The 18,276-nt window shown below is 36.3% G+C and carries 14 protein-coding genes and 1 pseudogene; 6 read left to right on the top strand and 9 right to left on the bottom strand.

What is annotated here, in order from left to right; translation table 11 throughout:
* Positions 1 to 3: 3 nt before the first annotated feature.
* Complete coding sequence (locus K0U91_RS05800; protein ID WP_220178737.1) at positions 4 to 1,362, bottom strand: c-type cytochrome; 1,359 nt, start codon at positions 1,360 to 1,362, stop codon at positions 4 to 6.
* 183 nt (positions 1,363 to 1,545) lie between these two features.
* On the opposite strand from K0U91_RS05800, the gene K0U91_RS05795 reads away from it, so the two are divergent.
* Positions 1,546 to 2,076 (top strand): SPOR domain-containing protein, encoded by a 531-nt coding sequence (locus tag K0U91_RS05795; RefSeq protein ID WP_220178736.1) that lies wholly within the window; start codon positions 1,546 to 1,548, stop codon positions 2,074 to 2,076.
* Positions 2,077 to 2,137: 61 nt separating this feature from the next.
* On the opposite strand, the pseudogene K0U91_RS16360 reads toward K0U91_RS05795, so the two are convergent.
* From K0U91_RS16360 to K0U91_RS05765, 6 genes and pseudogenes are all read right to left on the bottom strand, one after another.
* Positions 2,138 to 3,411, bottom strand: a pseudogene (locus K0U91_RS16360) (DUF6080 domain-containing protein).
* A 79-nt stretch (positions 3,412 to 3,490) separates the two neighbouring features.
* The gene (locus K0U91_RS05785) at positions 3,491 to 4,438 is read right to left on the bottom strand and encodes a T9SS-dependent choice-of-anchor J family protein (protein ID WP_220178734.1); all 948 of its coding nucleotides are present in this window, start codon (positions 4,436 to 4,438) and stop codon (positions 3,491 to 3,493) included.
* 84 nt (positions 4,439 to 4,522) lie between these two features.
* On the bottom strand, positions 4,523 to 6,064 hold the full coding sequence (locus K0U91_RS05780) for a protein adenylyltransferase SelO (protein WP_220178733.1): 1,542 nt from the start codon (positions 6,062 to 6,064) through the stop codon (positions 4,523 to 4,525).
* Positions 6,065 to 6,138: 74 nt separating this feature from the next.
* Positions 6,139 to 8,517 (bottom strand): penicillin-binding protein 1A, encoded by a 2,379-nt coding sequence (locus K0U91_RS05775; protein ID WP_220178732.1) that lies wholly within the window; start codon positions 8,515 to 8,517, stop codon positions 6,139 to 6,141.
* Between the two features lie 6 nt (positions 8,518 to 8,523).
* Positions 8,524 to 8,985: a gliding motility lipoprotein GldH gene (locus K0U91_RS05770; RefSeq protein ID WP_220178731.1), complete on the bottom strand. Its 462-nt coding sequence runs from the start codon at positions 8,983 to 8,985 to the stop codon at positions 8,524 to 8,526.
* Positions 8,978 to 10,441, bottom strand: coding sequence for a PSP1 domain-containing protein (locus tag K0U91_RS05765; RefSeq protein ID WP_219969990.1), 1,464 nt, complete (start codon positions 10,439 to 10,441; stop codon positions 8,978 to 8,980). Before K0U91_RS05765 ends, K0U91_RS05770 begins: the two co-directional genes overlap by 8 nt.
* Positions 10,442 to 10,720: 279 nt before the next feature.
* Between K0U91_RS05765 and K0U91_RS05760 the strand changes: the two genes are divergently transcribed.
* The 5 genes from K0U91_RS05760 to K0U91_RS05740 all read left to right on the top strand — a co-directional run bounded on the left by K0U91_RS05760 (position 10,721) and on the right by K0U91_RS05740 (position 16,598).
* Positions 10,721 to 11,959 (top strand): OmpP1/FadL family transporter, encoded by a 1,239-nt coding sequence (locus K0U91_RS05760; RefSeq protein ID WP_220178730.1) that lies wholly within the window; start codon positions 10,721 to 10,723, stop codon positions 11,957 to 11,959.
* 10 nt (positions 11,960 to 11,969) lie between these two features.
* Positions 11,970 to 13,502: an SGNH/GDSL hydrolase family protein gene (locus K0U91_RS05755; RefSeq protein WP_220178729.1), complete on the top strand. Its 1,533-nt coding sequence runs from the start codon at positions 11,970 to 11,972 to the stop codon at positions 13,500 to 13,502.
* A gap of 83 nt (positions 13,503 to 13,585) precedes the next feature.
* Positions 13,586 to 14,524 carry a ribose-phosphate pyrophosphokinase gene (locus K0U91_RS05750; RefSeq protein ID WP_219969993.1) on the top strand — a complete coding sequence of 313 codons (939 nt, stop codon included), beginning with the start codon at positions 13,586 to 13,588 and terminating at the stop codon, positions 14,522 to 14,524.
* A gap of 54 nt (positions 14,525 to 14,578) precedes the next feature.
* On the top strand, positions 14,579 to 15,220 hold the full coding sequence (locus K0U91_RS05745) for a 50S ribosomal protein L25/general stress protein Ctc (RefSeq protein ID WP_219969994.1): 642 nt from the start codon (positions 14,579 to 14,581) through the stop codon (positions 15,218 to 15,220).
* A gap of 157 nt (positions 15,221 to 15,377) precedes the next feature.
* Positions 15,378 to 16,598: a cysteine desulfurase gene (locus tag K0U91_RS05740; RefSeq protein ID WP_220178728.1), complete on the top strand. Its 1,221-nt coding sequence runs from the start codon at positions 15,378 to 15,380 to the stop codon at positions 16,596 to 16,598.
* Between the two features lie 61 nt (positions 16,599 to 16,659).
* Here K0U91_RS05740 and K0U91_RS05735 read toward each other — a convergent pair whose 3' ends face one another.
* Together K0U91_RS05735 and hemE are read right to left on the bottom strand one after the other, a co-directional pair.
* Entirely contained in the window at positions 16,660 to 17,202 is a 543-nt protein-coding gene (locus K0U91_RS05735; RefSeq protein ID WP_220178727.1) for a hypothetical protein, read from the bottom strand.
* A 1-nt stretch (position 17,203) separates the two neighbouring features.
* Complete coding sequence (gene hemE, locus K0U91_RS05730) at positions 17,204 to 18,235, bottom strand: uroporphyrinogen decarboxylase (RefSeq protein ID WP_220178726.1); 1,032 nt, start codon at positions 18,233 to 18,235, stop codon at positions 17,204 to 17,206.
* Between the last annotated feature and the right edge of the window lie 41 nt (positions 18,236 to 18,276).

Genomic DNA, 18,276 nt, shown 5'->3' with positions numbered 1-18,276 from the left:
TTATTAATAATGACATTTACCACACTCAAGACCTCCAATTGCATCTACAGTAATCTTACCGCCATCTTTAGGATATTGCTTTTTAAGCTTTTCGTGTAGATTTTTGAAGTATTCTTTATTATAACCGTTGTTCATATCAACTTCAGTCGTTCTGTGACATTCGATACACCATCCCATCGTAAAGTCATTGGCCATTTGTACCACATTCATTGTATCAATTTTTCCGTGACATGCTTTACATACAACATCAATCTTGTTGTCAGGATTTTTCTTGTTAAATGAATTGATGATCGCTTGTTCCCCTGCTACAACGTGTTGAGAGTGGTTGAAGTAAACGAAATCCGGCATATTGTGAATTCTCGTCCATTCTACTGGGGAAGTATTTTTACCGGTGTATTGCTGTTTCTCTGCATCCCAGCCGGTATGTTCGTAAATCTTTTTGATTTCCCCGTCATAGAATGCTTTGTCTTTTCCTGGCTCAAGATATTTACCGTTGTACTCAGAAATTGTTCTGTGACAGTTCATACAAACATTCATAGAAGGAATTTCGGAAACTTTACCGTATTTAGCACTTGAGTGACACAATTGACAGTCGATTTTATTTTCTCCAGCGTGAATTTTATGAGAGAAATATATGGGTTGATCAGGCTTATAACCTTTGTAAACACCAATCCACATGATCCAGTTCCACACTCCATAAGTCGCAAGAATAGCCAAAATAGCTATAAGACCTTTACCGATGTAGTGGTATTTTTCATAGATTTCACTGAAAGATCTTACCCTGCTTTCGTTAAGTCCTGCTAAATCTTCAGACTGGCCTAATTTTACCAGTTGTCTCAGTTTTACCAAGATCCAAACCAATAAAGCAGCAATTGCTAAAAGCGAAATGATTACGATGTTAGTTGTTGTTTTGTCTGCAGGATCAGCGGTTGTAGCATCAGTTGCCGGTTTGGCAGCGTCAGCAGCGGGTTCCGGTGCAGGTGGATTGGTTGTGAATGCCAAGATGTCGTCAATATCCTTATCTGCAAGATTAGGAAAGACCTGCATTTCAGTCTTGTTGTACTTTTCGAAAACTTCATTAGCATACTTGTCACCAGAAGCTCTGAGTTCTTTGTTGTTTTTAATCCACTTGTGAAGCCACTCTTTATCCAGTCCCTGCTCAGACTTCAGTCTTTCTACCACACCCTTCAGTGCCGGTCCTACAACTTGTTTGTCTAAAGCGTGACATGCTGTACAATTTGCCTTAAAAAGTTTTTCGCCATTTTTAGGATCGCCGTCTTGCCCGTAAATTGAAGCACTTGTTGACAACAATAAACCTATTGCAATCAGCCCTTTTTTATAATGCTTTCTCCAACTAATCATTTAAATTATCTTATGTTAGTAAATATTGAAACTGTAATCAATCCCGCAAAAATAATATTTTTAACAGGAATTTAACGGTATAAGCAAAGGGGAAAATGTCATTAACGTATAATTTGTAACTATTCTAAATAACTATGGTTGCTGTATTTTTAAATTATTCTAAATTTGCAGAAACAAGTTTAAATGAGAAATTTCATTAAAATATTTTCAATGCTTTCTTTCTTTGGTTTTTATACCGTTGATGCCCAACAGGTTGTAAAGAGAGATACTTTATCCGGAACAGAGCTGGTGATGACAATGGATTCGCGTGTGAATGATGCAATGAGCAGTTTGGAAGAGAAATGTTCAAGAGTTGCTGTTAACAATTCAGTGATAGATTATGAGGCTCCGGTAAGACCGACAAAGATTTTTGTTCCCAACAGAGAACTTACCAATGCAGAAGTATGCAGAAAAAATCCGAGAATTTTAGGATATAAGATCCAGATTACAACGGTTAAAACTAATGATGAGGCGAATGAGGTGAAGGCATATTTCAGGAAGAGATTTCCTAACCTGAAAGTAGAAACCGATGCATCATTAAGACCTAATTATAAAATTCTGGCGGGAAGCTATTTCACAAAACAAAGCGCTGCTTCAGATCTTTCAAGAGTGAGAGAGTATTTTAAATCTGCAATTGCGGTGCAGTATAGAATTTTCTGCGCTGAAGCAAAGTAACTTTTCATAAAATAAAATATAAAAGGAGCGCGGAGAAAATTTATTTTTCTCCGCGCTCCTTTTATTGGTAATAATGGTTTAGAAATTCAAAAAAATCAATCATACGATGATAGTTGTTGAGAAGCAGATAAACCGTCAGGATTCCCGTAATTACCATTAAAAAAGATAGTATTTTAGGTGAAGATTTATAAGCTGAAAACAGCCATCCTAATAGCAATGGATATACGAAAACATAATGTCCTCCGTAGATGTACGAAGTGTGTAGCCCGAATCGAAAAACACAATGAATGACGATATCCACCAAAAATGACAGCATGAGAATCTGCACCAGTCTATTTTTAAAATTCTTAAAATAGCTCCACAATACAAATCCTAAAATTAATCCAATAAAAATGTAAGCAAATGCAGAAGAATAAACTTCCATAAAGATCGCTTTGAAGTAAAAACCCTTCATATTGTGTTTTTCACGGATGAAAAAACTCGGGAAAAGTATATTTCCACCAAAAAAATAGGAATAGATCATATCCCAGATCGGAGTAGATTTTACGTTTGAGAATTTTTCATACTGCTCACCGGATTTTGAAAGAATGTTTTGGTACTTAAAATCGATCCGGGTTAAGTATAAAAGAATAAAAACCACACATGAAAGAACAACCCTGAAAACTGCATTTCCAAATTTTTTCCAGCTTTTAAATAATCCTTTTTCAAAAACAATGGGGATGAAAATTTTTACAATATTTGTCACGGTCAATCCGCCAATTGTTACTCCGGCAAGAACTAAGGCTGAACCTGCAATTTTTCCTTCTTTTTTGAATTTAATTGCTGTGTAATAATTAAATAAAACCACAAAAATAATGTGTAGGTATAGGTTTCCGGGGTAAAAGATAAAAGAATGTTTGTAGAAAATAAACTGAAAAAGAAAACAATCAATAAGCTTAGAAATAAAGGTAATCGTATAATATTTTTTAAATATTTATAGACCTGAACCAAGCTCAAACTGATGATAAAATTACTCAATCCAGCTAAAATTAATCTAAAATTCACATCTGTTTTTCCTTTTGTAAAAAACAAAATAGATTCACGTATCCAGTTGAAAAAATAGTAGGAAAGAGGATGTCTTTCGAAGCTTCCACCTGTCATAATGATTGCCTTGTTATCAAAGCTAAAATAGGCATCCCAAGGAATTCTGCTGTCAAAAATTATTCTGTAATTGACTGCAATGTAGGAACCCAAAATTCCGTAAGCAGATAAAAAGAAAATGAATACACCTAACTCAAAATAAGTGGAAGGAAAAACAATTTTAAAAAAGTTTAAAAATTTTGATTTAATAGACACGGTTGTAATTTTTTGCAAAAATAAAATAAAAAAACTCACCGTTTAGGGTGAGTTTTGATGTATTGTTAAAATAATTAAATTAATCTTTAATCACTTTTTCAGTTTTTGTGCTTCCGTCAGCAAATTCAACTTTTAACAAATACGTTCCTTTTGTGAAAGAACCGATATTTACTTTTTGCGAATCAGTCTGTAATAACACTTTACCAGAAAGGTCAAATACTGTAGAAGATTTTATTTTCTTATCAGTTTTGATATTGATTTCTCCTTTTGTTGGGTTAGGGTAGATGCTGCTCGTTTTTGATTTTGAAACTTCGTCTGTTGAAAGTGTTCCTGTAGTAACTTTTACATCATCAACCATAAACATGTATTTATCAGAAGACATGTATTGTATTCCAATTCTTATAGTCTGTCCTGAATATGCATTTAACGATTGGGTAGCTTGCTGCCAAGTAAATGGTGCCGTTAAAGCTGCTGCTCCGGAAATAATTGTAAAATTCGCAGCACTTGTTGGAGTACCGCTACCAACATAAACACCTATCTTGTAACTTTCAACAAACGCTGGTGATAATGCTTTTACCCACAAAGTTAAAATATTATTGCTTGCTCCTAAAGTGATAGCAGGAGAAATTAACCAGTCATTATTAGAAGTTACTCCAGCTGCAGGAACTCCTGCCCAAGATACTGCTGTCTTTTGCCCAGTATGAGCCGAGAAGTTTCTTACCTCTTCATCGGTAGCTGTAGCTGTAGCATTATTAGTTGCATTACTAGCCGAAAGATTGAAAATTTGAAAAGCCATTGGTTGACCCGCATTCGCCCAACCAGCTGTCCAAGAGGGTATTGTTGAGCCACCAACTACAGGTCCCCCTCCAGTATATGTATTTAGTAAATCAAGATCCAAAGTTTGCCATCCACCAAATCCTGTGATTGCAAAATTTGTATAAGATTCAAAACTTTCATCCAATAAAGTTTGAGAATATGCAGATACACTTATTGTTAGTGCAAGTGCAGACAGTAGAAGTTTTTTCATAAAAAAATTTTTATAAAATTAGTAATAAAATAGTATCGGGGACAAATTATTGTGTTAAATTTTAATTTTGTTTAATGTTTCTACTCACGAGCTACAAGACAACATCGAACATCCACTGATATCATCATATCCGGAAGGCCTTTTCACAGAGAATTCAGGGAAGATTTCTTCATAAGGATCTTCTAAAGCTGAAGTTAATTTTTCAAGCATTTCAGTTTTTCCGTTGCTAATTTCTTCTATACATTCAAATAATAGATAGTTTCTCAAAAGAAATTTCGGATTCGTTTTCTTCATAAGGCTTGAAGATTCTTCTTTTGAAATAGTATTTTTTTCTGATCTATTTTTAAAGAGCTGTATAAAATTCTCCAGTTTCTTTAATTTAGCATTATCTAAAACAATATAGGAAACTTTTTCAAACTCTGCCTTTAAATCAGAAACAACATCCAACTTTTCTAATACATTAAAGAATAAGGTATAATCCAGCTGAAGTTCCTGCATTAGACCCTGCCAGTTGGTGAAAAATTCTTCATCAGATTCTAAGAGCTGATCAAAACCAAATTTTTTGCAGAGCATTTTGTCGTGTGACTCCCAAAAATATGTTCCATAAGAATTTAAAGTGTCTTCCAGAAATTTTTCATCTTTAATTAATGCAAAAAGAGCATTGGCTAGCTGCCAAAGATTCCATTGTGAAATTTGTCCTTGTTTGCCAAAAGCATACCTTCTTCCGGGTAAATCTGTTGTGTTTGGAGTAAAATTCAGATCATATTCATCCGTCATCGAAAACGGACCGTAGTCAATCGTCAGACCTAGAATCGACATATTATCGGTATTCATCACGCCATGTACAAAACCAACCCTGAACCATTCAACCATTAAATCTGCAGTTTTAGTACAAACGGATTGGAAAAAGTCTTTGTATTTTTGTTCGCCTTCCGAAATAATTTCAGGGAAATAGTTTTTAATCGTAAAATCAGTGAGTTTCTGTAATGTGTCAATTTCTTTTTGAGCAGACATCAGTTCAAAATGCCCAAAGCGTAAAAAACTTTCTGCAGTTCTTACAACCACTGCACCTTTTTCTTCCTGTGGATTTCCGCTGTACATGATGTCACGAACTACATCTTCTCCCGTCAGACAAAGACTAAGACCCCTTGTTGTGGGAATTCCTAAATGATGCATTGCTTCGCTCATTAAATATTCTCGAACGGAGGATCTTAAAACTGCTCTTCCGTCAGCATGCCTGGAATAGGGTGTTGCACCTGCTCCTTTCCATTGAATTTCAGTTTTTTGTCCCTCACTATTTTTTATTTCTCCGGCGATAATGGCTCTTCCGTCTCCCAATTGCCCTGCCCAGTTACCAAATTGATGTCCGGCGTAGGCGGTGGCGTAAGTTTTTATGTTTTCAGGTAAATTATTTCCTACAAGAAAATCAAGATCGCTGTTATCGAATTTTCCCAGGCCTATTTCTTCTGAAAGCTTTTCATTAAAAACAATCAGTTTCGGATCATCAAACCCAACAGGATCGATGGTTGAAAAAAGAACTTTCGGAGTGTTTCTTTGAATAGGATTTTTTGAAAAATCTCCTGGAAAGTTTTCTATGAAAGGCTGCTTGATATTCTTAAGATTCATATTTCAAATATATTAAAAAGGGGTCAAAAAAAGACCTTCCAATGATTGAAAGGTCTTATAATGATTATTATAATTTACTTATTAAAATCTATATCTTCACCGGTATTCAGATTTTCGTTGACGTTTTCGTCTTTCTTACCCGAATTGTTTTTAGGTGTAGGATCTGATGGTCTTGGGTTTTTGATTTCATCAATGGTTTGCAATCCGCCGTCATCACCATATCCGCCGCCTAATCCCTGGAGATTGGTACATCCGTCTTTCCAGTCGCCCGGTTTTACAAATTTATCTTCAGGTGAGATCTTGAGGGATTTATCTGCCCATACTTTTTTCATAAAAATGGCCCAAATCGGCAATGCCATTTTAGCTCCCTGTCCTTCACCGGTTCCGTAGAAGTGGGTAGCTCTGTCTTCCCAGCCAACCCAGGCTCCTGTAGCGAGTTTTGGAGTGATCCCCATGAACCAACCATCTGAGTTGTTCTGTGTAGTGCCTGTTTTGCCCGCAATTTCTATATCTTTTGATATTCCCTTTCTACCAAGTTCTCCTGAAGCTGTACCAAACTGTGCAACACCTTTCATCAATTCAATCATCGTGTATGCGTAGTTAGGGTTCATCACTTCTTTCGGTTCTCCATTAACTTCTTTAATAACTCTTCCGTTAGCATCTTCAATTCTCCAGATCATTTCCGGTTTATTGTAGTTTCCGTAGTTGGCAAAAGTACTGTATGCTCCCACCATTTCGTAAATGGTGATATCGGAGGCTCCCAATGCCATCGGTAAGCTGGTAGAGATTTCCTGAGTCACTCCTAAGTCTCTTGCCGTCTGTATAACGCTTTGAGTTCCCGTCATCTCAGCAAGTCTTAGTGCAACAGGGTTTTGTGATTGAGCCAATGCATTTTTCAGAGTAAGCATTCCGCCTCTTCCCGGCACATGGTAACTTCCTTTGTTAAAACTTGCATTGGATATAGTAGAACAAGGTGTTAAACCTAATTTCATAATTGCCGTAGCGTAAACAAATGGCTTAAACGTAGATCCCACCTGTCTTTTTCCCTGCTTGATGTGATCATACTGGAAATGCTGCCAGTCGATACCACCTACCCAAGCTTTTATTTCGCCAGTTCCAGGTGCTACAGACATCAAGCCGGCTTGTGCGATCTGCTTGTGCCATCTGATAGAATCCCAAGGAGACATTTCAACTTCCTCTTCTCCATCCCATGTAAAACGAGACATTTTTATAGGTTTATGAAACTCCATCATGATAGAATCTTCGGGGACGTTATTTGCAGTTAGTTGCTTGTAACGGCCGGTTCTTCTCACAGCCTGCATCATTACAGCATTGGCCTGTTTGTCATTAAGATAATAGAAAGGTCTGTTTTTTCTTCCTCTCTGTTCTGCATCAAATCTCTTCTGAAGGTCTGTCAAGTGTTCCTTGATAGACTCTTCAGCATATTGCTGCATTTTTGAATCAAGAGTTACGTAAATTTTTAAACCATCTTTATATAGGTTAAGTTGTTTACCTTTTTCTTTTTCATAATCTTCCAGATATTTGTCTATTTCTTTTTTCAAATATGATTTAAAATAGGCAGAATATCCTTCTGTGACATCTTTTATAGGATGATAATCTAACCTAATTTCAGATGCGGCAGCCTTATCATATGTAGCCTGGTCGATGTATTGGGTTTTCAGCATTTGCTCAAGCACAACATTGCGTCTTTCTTTTGCTCTCTCAGGATGTCTCAATGGATTATTTGCTGTAGGTGCTTCGAGCATTGCTACAAACATTGCAGATTCTGGTAAAGTTAATTGTGTCGTGCTTTTATTAAAATATATCTTTGATGCCATTTCAATTCCACTGGCATTGTTTCCGAATGTGAACTTATTAAAGTAGAGTGTAATGATTTCTTCCTTCGTATATCTTTTTTCAAGACTTACCGCTACAACCCACTCTTTAAGTTTTTGGAAGGCTCTTTGTATTTTATTTTGAGAGGCCCCTCCTGTAAATAATAATTTGGCAAGCTGCTGAGTAATGGTAGAACCTCCACCTCTTGAACCTCCATAAACTACTGCTCTGGCAACAGATTGTAGATCTACCCCAGAGTGTTCTTTAAAGCGCTCATCTTCTTTTGCGTAAAGAGCATAAATAAGATGTGGCGGAAGTTTTTGATACGTGATGGGTTTAGTTTTTTCTTTTTCAAATTTACCTAAAACCACTCCGTCCGAAGAGATAATTTCAGATGCGGCATAAATATCCGGATTCTCCAGTTCTTTTACATCCGGCATATCTCCAAGAAAACCCTGGGATACCGAAAAGAAAAGTCCTGAAATTCCTAAAACTGCTGCAATAAAACCGATCCAAATGATTCTAACCCATTTTTTCCATGCAGAACCTTTGTTCTTTTTAGGAGGAAGCGGAAAAGTTTTTCCTTTGTTTCCTGTATTTTGATTGTTTACTTCCATGTATAATTACGGTTTAGCCGTTTCTACTTTTATACCTATATCTTCAATTCCTTTTAGGTTGTCATTTCTCATTGCCTGCAATATGCCCACTTCATAGGTTCCTTTCTCAGGAAATTTAAAGTTTGTTTTATATTGAAATAACGTTTCCTTCGTTTCTCCAAATCCTGTTCCCAGCCACTCTCCGTTTGGTTTTGCTAAAATATAGTTCAGCGTGTCCGTTTGAGATATTTTGCTTTTAGGACTTTTAAAATTAACAATAAATCTTATATTGCTGTAAGGATATTCGTTATTATTTCTTACCACAAATATAATATTTTTGGGATTTTGCGGATCTGTAACCTCAAGCTTAAATTTCTGTTCGGCTTTTTTACCCCATTTATTATTAATAGGATTCATCATAACATCTTCACCTGAAGTGCTGCATCCTACAAAAAAAACAAGCATTAATATCCCTAGAACTTTATACATTATTATCTTTTTTGGGAGGAAATTTCTTTTTAAATTTCTTTTTCGGAGGTTGTTGTGGTTTCTGCTCCGAATTTAAATCTGCCTCGGCTTTTTCTACCTGAATCTTTGGCTGTTGCGTCTGTTGAGGCTTTGGCTGTCTTTGATTTGGGTTTTGGTTCGGGTTAGGTTTTGCGTTGGGATTTGTATTTTTCGGTCGTTCAGAATTTACGGGCCTTTCACCAGTAGAACGCTCCGTTTTTTGAGGTCTGTCATTTCTGTCAGTCCTTTCCGGACGGTTTCTTGGTCCCTGATTGTTATTCGGTCTGTTTTGATTTGGGTTTTGACCCTGATTTGGATTTTGATTCCTGTTTTTGTTGAAACCTCCTCTGTTTTTCTTCTCAAATCTATCTACACTGTTCTCCTGAATAAGATCTACACTAGGTAAAGCGATATCCGGAACTTTCAACTCTTCAAGCGGAAGTATTCTTTCTCCTTTTTTGTTTTGAGCAATCAGTTTTTTAACTAAATCGATATCGAAATCATACCAGGCCATTGAACTGTCAACGTATGCAAACCACATTTTCTTTTTGAAAACGTCAATTTTAATGCAGAAAGCTCTACCTTTTTCAGTGTCCAACATTGTTGAGGACGATGGAAAATGACTTAATGCATCCAAATAACTGTCTAATTCGTAATTTAAACAACATTTCAATTTTCCGCATTGTCCTGCCAGTTTCTGAGGATTGATGCTAAGTTGTTGATATCGTGCTACATTAGTGTTGACTGATCTGAAATCTGTTAACCATGTTGAACAGCACAGTTCTCTTCCACAAGAACCAATTCCGCCGATTTTTGCGGCTTCCTGTCTGAAACCAATTTGTTTCATATCGATTTTGGTTCTGAAAGTTCCAGCAAACTCCTTGATCAACATTCTGAAATCAACACGGTTATCTGCCGTGTAATAAAATGTGACTTTTGATCCGTCGCCCTGATATTCCACATCAGTGATCTTCATTTCAAGACCTAATCTGTGAGATATTTTTCGGGCGTCAACCTTTACGGTTTCTTCTTTTTTTCTTGCTTCCTGCCAGACTTCAATGTCTTTTTGGTTAGCCAGTCTGTATATTTTAAGTGGGTCCTCAGTTGAAAATCTTTTCTTTTTCATCTGAATTTTTACCAGTTCTCCTGAGAGACTTACCACACCTACATCGTGTCCGGGGCTAGATTCTACTGTTACTACACTACCTATATGTAAAGGGATATTATTTACATTTTTATAAAACGATTTTCGGTCATTTTTAAACCTAACTTCCACAAAGTCGCATCGGTTAGATGCTGGGTTTTGTACATTAGATAACCAATCGAAAACACTTAATTTATAACTATTACCACAGGTATTTACACTTTCACAGCCATTCGCGGATTTCGTTCCGCAAGAATGTGCAGAATCGCCGGATGTTTTGCATCCACAACTCATATATTATAATTTATTTAATCTTGCAAATTTATTGATTTTTATCTTTACACAATTCCAAAAATACTAAATCTTTATTTTGTTAAATGTTTAATCTTAAACATTATCAAATCGCAATAGTTTTTAATTCTCTAAAGCATTTATAAATAGTCACTTAAGCGTTGACTTATACAAAGTGTTATTTTAAACATAATTTTCTTTTAAGGTAATGTTTAAAATATTAAGAATAATTAACAAGTGTAATCAAAATAATTTTATATTTGGATTATATAATAAATGTCTATGAAAAAAATATTGGTATCAACTGCCTTGTTGGCTGGGGTTCTATCTTATGCAGGAGGCTTCAGAGTTTCTCTTCAAGGGGTAAAGCAATTGGCAATGGCACATACGAGTGCTCATGCCGAAGATGCGAGTGTTGCATTCTTTAATCCGGCGGGTATGTCATTCATCCCTTCTAAACTGAGTATTGTTGCAGGAGGTTTCGGAGCAAGTAATAAAGTTACTTTTCAAAATCTAAATACTTTACAGAGTACAGAATCAGATAATCCTATCGGAACACCAATTTATGCTGCGATTGCGTACAAGCCTATCGACAAATTATCGATTGGTTTCAGTTTTACAACTCCTTTCGGAAGTACTATTCAATATCCTTACGATTGGGAAGGAAGAGAAATGGTACAAAAGCTTGAATTAAAGAGCTTTTATTTCCAACCGATGGTTTCTGTGAAGATGGCAGACTGGTTGTCTTTCGGAGCAAGTTATATATATGCGAGAGGAACTGTAGATTGGGATAAAGCTGTGACGCAGTTTGGAGGAACTGTTAATATTAATGATGAAAAAGCAAGTGGCCACGGTTATGGTTTCGGTTTTTATTTCAGACCAGATCCAAAACTTGATGTAAGTATAGCATACCGTTCACCGGTTGATATGAAAGCTAAACAAGGGACTGCAACATTTACAGTTCCGGCACAAAATACTGTTAACGGATTATTGGGATTAAATTCTGCCGGTCAGGATAATTTTACAGCAACATTGCCTTTGGTTGAAGAGTATACAATAGGTTTAACATACAATGTAACTCCGAAATGGTTGGTTTCAGCAGATTTTAATTACCATGGATGGTCTAGATACAGCAAATTGACATTAGATTTTGCCAATGCACCAATTGGAAATCAGGCAGATCCTACGGTACTTGTTGCACCAAAAAACTTTAAAAATTCTAAAACGGTCAGATTAGGTACACAATATATGTTTAGCAACATGGTATTTGGTCGTTTGGGTGCTTATTATGATGAGTCTCCTTATTCAGATGAAAACTTTATTCCTGAGACACCTTCTTTCGATTCTTTCGTACTTACAGGTGGTTTAGGGTTTAAATTTAAACAATTCGGCGTTGATGTAGCCGGTGGGTATGTAATGCCTCAGAGCAGAGATGTGAAAAACGATTATCTTGGCTTTTATGGCCAGGCAAAAGCTAAAGCATTCTATTTCGGTCTAGGTTTATCGTACAATCCTTTTTAATTGAATTTATATGAAAAAAATAATAATATCTACATTGGCTGTTTCTGCACTGTTTTTTACAATAAGTTGCGAAACAGATTTTGATACAGACGTACAAGACATTGTTGTCACAAAAGGTGAAGCAGATTTTTCTAATTACGTTTCTTTAGGGAATTCACTGACTTCAGGCTACAGAGATAATGCATTATATATTAATGGGCAGAACGAATCTTATCCTAATATAATTGCCGGACAAATGAAATTAGCCGGTGGAGGAAACTTTGTTCAGCCTTTGATGGCAGACAATAATGGAGGATTGCTATTAGGAACAACTCCTATTCAGGCTACAAAGCTGTATATTAAGGCTTTTGTAAATGGTTCTCCTGTAATTGAGAATGTTGCAGGAAACCCAACTACTAATATTTCAAACAAAGTGACAGGAGCTTTAAATAACTTTGGTGTGCCGGGAGCGAAATCATTTCATTTAATAGCACCTGGTTACGGAAATATCGCAGGAGTTTTGACAGGAACGGCAAATCCTTATTATGTGAGGTTTTCTACAAGCACAACTTCAAGCATTGTTGATGATGCGGTATTGAAAAAACCGACATTCTTTTCTTATTGGATTGGTAATAATGATGTTTTAAGCTATGCTACCAGTGGTGGATTAGGTGTAAACCAAACCGGAAACATTAATCCTGCTACGTACGGATCTAATGATATTTCAGATCCAAATGTTGTTGCAGCAGCGATTAAAACCGGTCTTGATAAATTAAAGGCAGGTGGAACAACAAAAGGAGTTATTGCAAATATTCCTTATGTAACATCTATTCCTTATTTCACGACAGTGCCATATAATCCGGTTACTCCAGCAGCTTTAGGCGCCAACCTTACAACTTTAAATGCAAGTTTATACGGACCGCTAAAACAGGCTTTAACAGCTTTTGGTGCAGGAACCAGAATTAATCTTCTTTCAGCAACTTCTTCAAACCCTGTTTTGATTAAAGATACTTCTCTACCTGATCTAAGTGTTCAGCTAACTGCAGCACTTACACCATCTTTAGGGCTTCCAACAGCTACAGCTTTTGGACAGATCTACGGACAGGCGAGACAGACCACAGCAGAAGATTATATCCTGCTAACTACACGAGGTGTTATAGGAACTACTGCTCCGGGAGCTCCTGCTTCAATCAATGTTTACGGAATTTCATATCCTTTACAAAACCAGCACGTACTTACAAAAATAGAGGCTGCATCAGTAAAAACTGCAGTTGATGCTTATAACACTTCAATCAAAACATTAGCAGATACATACGGATTAGCTTTTGTTGATGCAAATAAAAAAATGGTTGAGCTGAACGGACAATCAGGAATTTCATTTGACGGAGTAAGATACACAGCGAAGTTTGTCACAGGAGGAACTTTCTCACTAGACGGAGTGCATCTTACGGGTAGAGGTTATGCAATTGTTGCCAACGAATTTATCAAAGCAATCAATATGAAGTATAAATCGACCTTGCCACAGGTTGATCCTAATAAATATTCAGGAGTAACTTTCCCTTAAAAAGGAAAACAATAAAAAACGAAACCACAGGATTGATTCTTGTGGTTTTTTTTTAAATTTGCAAAATCTTTTAAAAAGTAAAAATGGCCGAGCAACAAAGTTATCTATTTTCGACAAGAACTAGTAAGGAGCTAGCAGAAAAAATTGCCCATCACTATGGGAAAGAATTGGGGAAAATCATCATTCAGGAGTTCAGCGATGGTGAATTTGAACCTGTACTAGATGAGTCTGTAAGGGGAGGAAGAGTTTTCCTGATAGGATCTACATTTCCGCCGGCAGACAATCTTTTAGAGCTTCTTCTGATGATTGATGCAGCTAAAAGAGCTTCTGCTAAGAGCATTACTGTAGTACTTCCTTATTTTGGGCTTGCAAGACAAGACAGAAAAGACAAGCCAAGAGCGCCTATTGGAGCAAAACTGGTTGCAAATCTTTTAACCGCTGCTGGAGCAACAAGAATCATGACAATGGATCTGCATGCAGACCAAATTCAGGGCTTCTTCGAAATACCTGTGGATCATTTGTACGCTTCAAGTATTTTCGTTGATTATATCAGAGATTTAAATCTTGATCATCTTACGATCGCTTCTCCGGATATGGGAGGTGCAAAAAGAGCAAAAAACTATGCCGGTCACCTAGGTGCAGATGTAGTGATTGCTTATAAAGAAAGAAAAAAAGCAAATGTGGTTGAAGAAATGTTCCTTATTGGCGATGTTGTCGGTAAAAATGTAATTCTTATTGATGATATGATTGATACTGCAGGTACACTTTGCAAAGCTGCGGATATTTTGATGGAAAAGGGAGCATTATCAGTACGGGCAATGGCGACTCATGGAGTTCTTTCCGGTAAGGCATATGACAATATTCAAAACTCGCAATTACTGGAAGTTATTGTAACTGACTCAATTCCTGTGAAAACTAATTTGTCATCTAAAATAAAAGTGCTATCTTGCGCCCCATTATTTGCTGATGTGATGAAGATGGTGCATGAGCATCAATCGATTAGCAGTAAGTTTATTATCTAATTGATAATTAATGCATTGCAAACTAAATTAAAACAATTTTTTAAATTTTTATAAATGAAATCTATTACAATTCAAGGTACAAAAAGAGAAAGCGTGGGCAAAAAGTCGACAAAAGCTTTACGTGATGCTGAATTAGTTCCTTGTGTTGTTTACGGAGGTGGCGAGCCATTGAACTTCTCTGCTTTAGAGAAAGCGTTCAAAGGTTTGGTATATACTCCTGAAGCACACACGGTATCTATTGAAGTTGACGGACAGGTAATTCCTGCAGTTCTTCAGGATATTCAGTTTCACCCGATTACAGACAAAATCATTCATGCAGACTTCTACAGATTATCTGACGATAAGCCAGTAATTATGGAAGTTCCTGTAAGATTGACAGGTCGTTCTAAAGGTGTTGTAGCTGGTGGTGTTTTGCGTCAGTCTTTCAGAAAACTGAAAGTAAAAGCTATTCCTGCAAACTTACCAGACGAGGTGGTTGTAGACATTACTTCATTGAAGATTGGTAACAAACTTTATGTTGGAAGTCTTAAGGCTGAAGGGTTCACATTTGTACACCCGGACAATGCAGTTGTTGTAGCTGTTAAAATGTCTAGAAATGCAGCTAAAGGTGGTGCAATGGCAGATGACGACGACGAGGAAGTGGCAACTGAAGTTGAAGGAGAAGCTCCAGCAACTGAAGAAGCAGCAGCTGAATAAGAATATCTTAATTACAATACAAGACCTGTCAATTTATTGGCAGGTTTTTTTGTTTTAGATGAAATCTATCACTCTATTAATCTGACAGACTTTGGATAAAAGTCGTAAATTTGACCTGTTCTAAATTAAGAACGTTTAATAATAAAAATTATAATAAATGTTTGACATTCAGGAAATAAGAAGTCAGTTTTCTATATTAAATCAGCAAGTGAATGGTAAGCCATTGGTTTACTTAGACAATGCAGCAACATCGCAAAAACCCAACTCTGTTTTAGAAGTATGGAAACAATATTATACAGAAATCAATGCCAATGTCCACAGAGGAATTCATACGTTGAGTCAATTGGCTACTGAAGAAATGGAGCTTTCAAGAAGGAAAATTCAGAAATTCATCAATGCTAAAAATGATTTTGAAGTAATTTTCACAAAGGGAACCACAGAAGGAATTAACCTCATCGCTTATATTTTAACTCAAAAAATTAAAAAAGACGACGAGATTATCATTTCATACCTGGAGCATCACTCAAATATCGTTCCTTGGCAATTGCTTTGTGAAAGAACTGGTGCAAAATTAAGAGTAATTCCAATCGATCAGGAAGGAATTCTTCAGCTTGATTATTTAGATGAATTTTTAAGTGAGAAAACAAAGGTCGTTTCTGTCAATCAAGTTTCAAATGCTTTGGGGATTGTCAATCCTATTGAAGAAATTATCGCAAAAACGAGAGCCAATTCTGATGCATATATCGTTATCGACGGAGCTCAGTCTGTACCGCATTTTAAAATTGATGTTCAGGCTTTAGATTGTGATTTCTTTGTGTTTTCAGGTCACAAAATGTATGCTCCGATGGGAACTGGTATTTTGTACGGAAAGCAGGCGATTTTAGAAGATTTGCCGCCATTTCATGGAGGCGGTGAGATGATTGCGGTTTGCTCATTTGATCAGACTACTTACGCAGGTTTACCTTTTAAATATGAAGCAGGAACTCCAAATGTAGGTGGGAATATCGCTTTGGGAGCCGCCGTTGATTTCATCAATAAAATAGGTCATGACAATATACAAAATCATGAAAATGCTTTGTTGGAATATGCTCAAAAACATCTCTTAGAAATTGAAGGTTTAAAAGTCTATGGCGAAAATGCCAACAGAACCGGAGTTGTTTCATTTAATCTCATCGGAATGGGAATTTCCTCAGATGTCGGAATGATTCTAGATAAAATGGGTGTTGCCGTACGAACCGGACATCACTGTACACAACCGATTATGGATTTCTTTGATATTGCTGGGACGGTGAGAGCAAGTTTTGCAGTTTACAATACATTTGAGGAGATTGATTTGTTGGTAGAGGGTGTGAAAAAAGCGCAGAGAATGTTGGCATAATTTTTCAGAAATTTAATTCAAACATAAAAAATCCCTTTCAGCTTTGTTGAAAGGGATTTTTTCATCTATCGGAATTTATCTTATGTCCAAATTTCATTAAAAGATTTTTCAAATTTTCATAAACACTTTCATCAGCATCAATGAATTCTTGATTTAAATTTTGCATATATTCACAAGAAAAACAAATATTTAAAACATTAACCACCTCATTATTATCGTTATAAAAAACAATTGCGTCACGATAAATGGGAGCGCACATCCAAGATGGAATTTTTTGAGTTTTAGTGCTTAGTATTTTTTGTAATTCTAGTATTTCATCTTCGCTTGAGTTACTTTTTTTAATTCTTTCAGCAGAATAGTGTTTTTCCTTATTTTCATTTATTAAAAACTGCACTCTGTTTATTTGAGAATTTAAAAAATCTAACTCTTTACCTTCAACAATAGTTAAAATTTCCTTTGTAGATTTTTTTAATAAATGATTATAACGAATTTCTTTATCCTTAAATATTTTTTCATAGGCAGTTCCACGCTGCAATGAATAAGTTTCAAAATATTTAAAGGTTAAATTTTTAAAGAAATCAGTTAAATCAATATTGGAATGCATATTAATTATTCGGCTTCCAATCCACCACCGCTCTGATAAACGCTTCCGCATTTTCCAAAGGAATATTCGGCAGAATTCCGTGACCAAGATTGGCGATATATCGGTCTTTTCCGAAACGGTTGATCATTTCATTCACCATTTTCTTAATGGTTTCAGGAGTTGAGTGTAATCTTGCAGGATCAAAATTTCCCTGCAAAGTCATGGTGTAATTCGTCAATGTTCTTGCCAATTCCGGTTTGATTGTCCAGTCAACACCTAAAGCAGAAACTGGCGCCATCGTCATATCTTCCAAAGCGAACCAACATCCTTTTCCAAATACGACAACATGCGTCAACGGAGCCAACGCATCAACAATCTGGCTGATGTATTTCCAGGAAAACTCCTGATAATCTTGTGGAGATAGCATTCCGCCCCAAGAATCAAAAACCTGAACTGCAGAAACTCCTTTTTCAACTTTTCTTTTCAAATAAGCAATCGTTGTATCGGTAATTTTTTGAAGCAACAAATGTGCAGCTTCCGGCTGCTGAAAACAGAAAGATTTCGCAATGTCAAAAGCTTTACTTCCTTTTCCTTCCACACAATAACAAAGAATCGTCCAAGGTGAACCCGCAAAACCAATCAACGGAATTTCATTGTCTAATTTGATTAGAGTCAGTTCAATCGCATCAAAAACGTATCCCAAAGTATCATTCACATCAGGAACAACCACATTCTGCACATCTTCCATTGTTCTGATCGGATTATCCAACCACGGACCTACATTTTCTTTCATTTTAAAATCAATTCCCATCGCCTGAGGAACCACCAAAATATCAGAAAATAAAATCGCAGCATCCAAAGGATATCTTCTGATCGGCTGAACGGTGATTTCAGAAGCCAATTCAGGAGTCTGACATCTGGTGAAAAAGTCGTATTTGTCGCGCAACGCAATGAATTCCGGTAAATATCTTCCTGCCTGTCTCATCATCCAAACGGGTGGTCTTTCTACAGTTTCTCCACGAAGAGCTTTTAAATATAGGTCGTTTTTAATCATATCTTTTAGTTGGTAGTTGTTGGTTTTTTTTTGATCGCTTT

It is taken from the genome of Chryseobacterium sp. LJ668 (assembly GCF_019613955.1).
Lineage (GTDB): Bacteria > Bacteroidota > Bacteroidia > Flavobacteriales > Weeksellaceae > Chryseobacterium.
This window is presented reverse-complemented; position numbering and strand designations above follow the sequence as displayed.

Coding starts and splice junctions, on each gene's coding strand:
- K0U91_RS05800 (WP_220178737.1), bottom strand. CDS start 1,362: ATGATTAGTTGGAGAAAGCATTATAAAAAAGGGCTGATTGCAATAGGT.
- K0U91_RS05795 (WP_220178736.1), top strand. CDS start 1,546: ATGAGAAATTTCATTAAAATATTTTCAATGCTTTCTTTCTTTGGTTTT.
- K0U91_RS05785 (WP_220178734.1), bottom strand. CDS start 4,438: ATGAAAAAACTTCTACTGTCTGCACTTGCACTAACAATAAGTGTATCT.
- K0U91_RS05780 (WP_220178733.1), bottom strand. CDS start 6,064: ATGAATCTTAAGAATATCAAGCAGCCTTTCATAGAAAACTTTCCAGGA.
- K0U91_RS05775 (WP_220178732.1), bottom strand. CDS start 8,517: ATGGAAGTAAACAATCAAAATACAGGAAACAAAGGAAAAACTTTTCCG.
- K0U91_RS05770 (WP_220178731.1), bottom strand. CDS start 8,985: ATGTATAAAGTTCTAGGGATATTAATGCTTGTTTTTTTTGTAGGATGC.
- K0U91_RS05765 (WP_219969990.1), bottom strand. CDS start 10,441: ATGAGTTGTGGATGCAAAACATCCGGCGATTCTGCACATTCTTGCGGA.
- K0U91_RS05760 (WP_220178730.1), top strand. CDS start 10,721: ATGAAAAAAATATTGGTATCAACTGCCTTGTTGGCTGGGGTTCTATCT.
- K0U91_RS05755 (WP_220178729.1), top strand. CDS start 11,970: ATGAAAAAAATAATAATATCTACATTGGCTGTTTCTGCACTGTTTTTT.
- K0U91_RS05750 (WP_219969993.1), top strand. CDS start 13,586: ATGGCCGAGCAACAAAGTTATCTATTTTCGACAAGAACTAGTAAGGAG.
- K0U91_RS05745 (WP_219969994.1), top strand. CDS start 14,579: ATGAAATCTATTACAATTCAAGGTACAAAAAGAGAAAGCGTGGGCAAA.
- K0U91_RS05740 (WP_220178728.1), top strand. CDS start 15,378: ATGTTTGACATTCAGGAAATAAGAAGTCAGTTTTCTATATTAAATCAG.
- K0U91_RS05735 (WP_220178727.1), bottom strand. CDS start 17,202: ATGCATTCCAATATTGATTTAACTGATTTCTTTAAAAATTTAACCTTT.
- hemE (WP_220178726.1), bottom strand. CDS start 18,235: ATGATTAAAAACGACCTATATTTAAAAGCTCTTCGTGGAGAAACTGTA.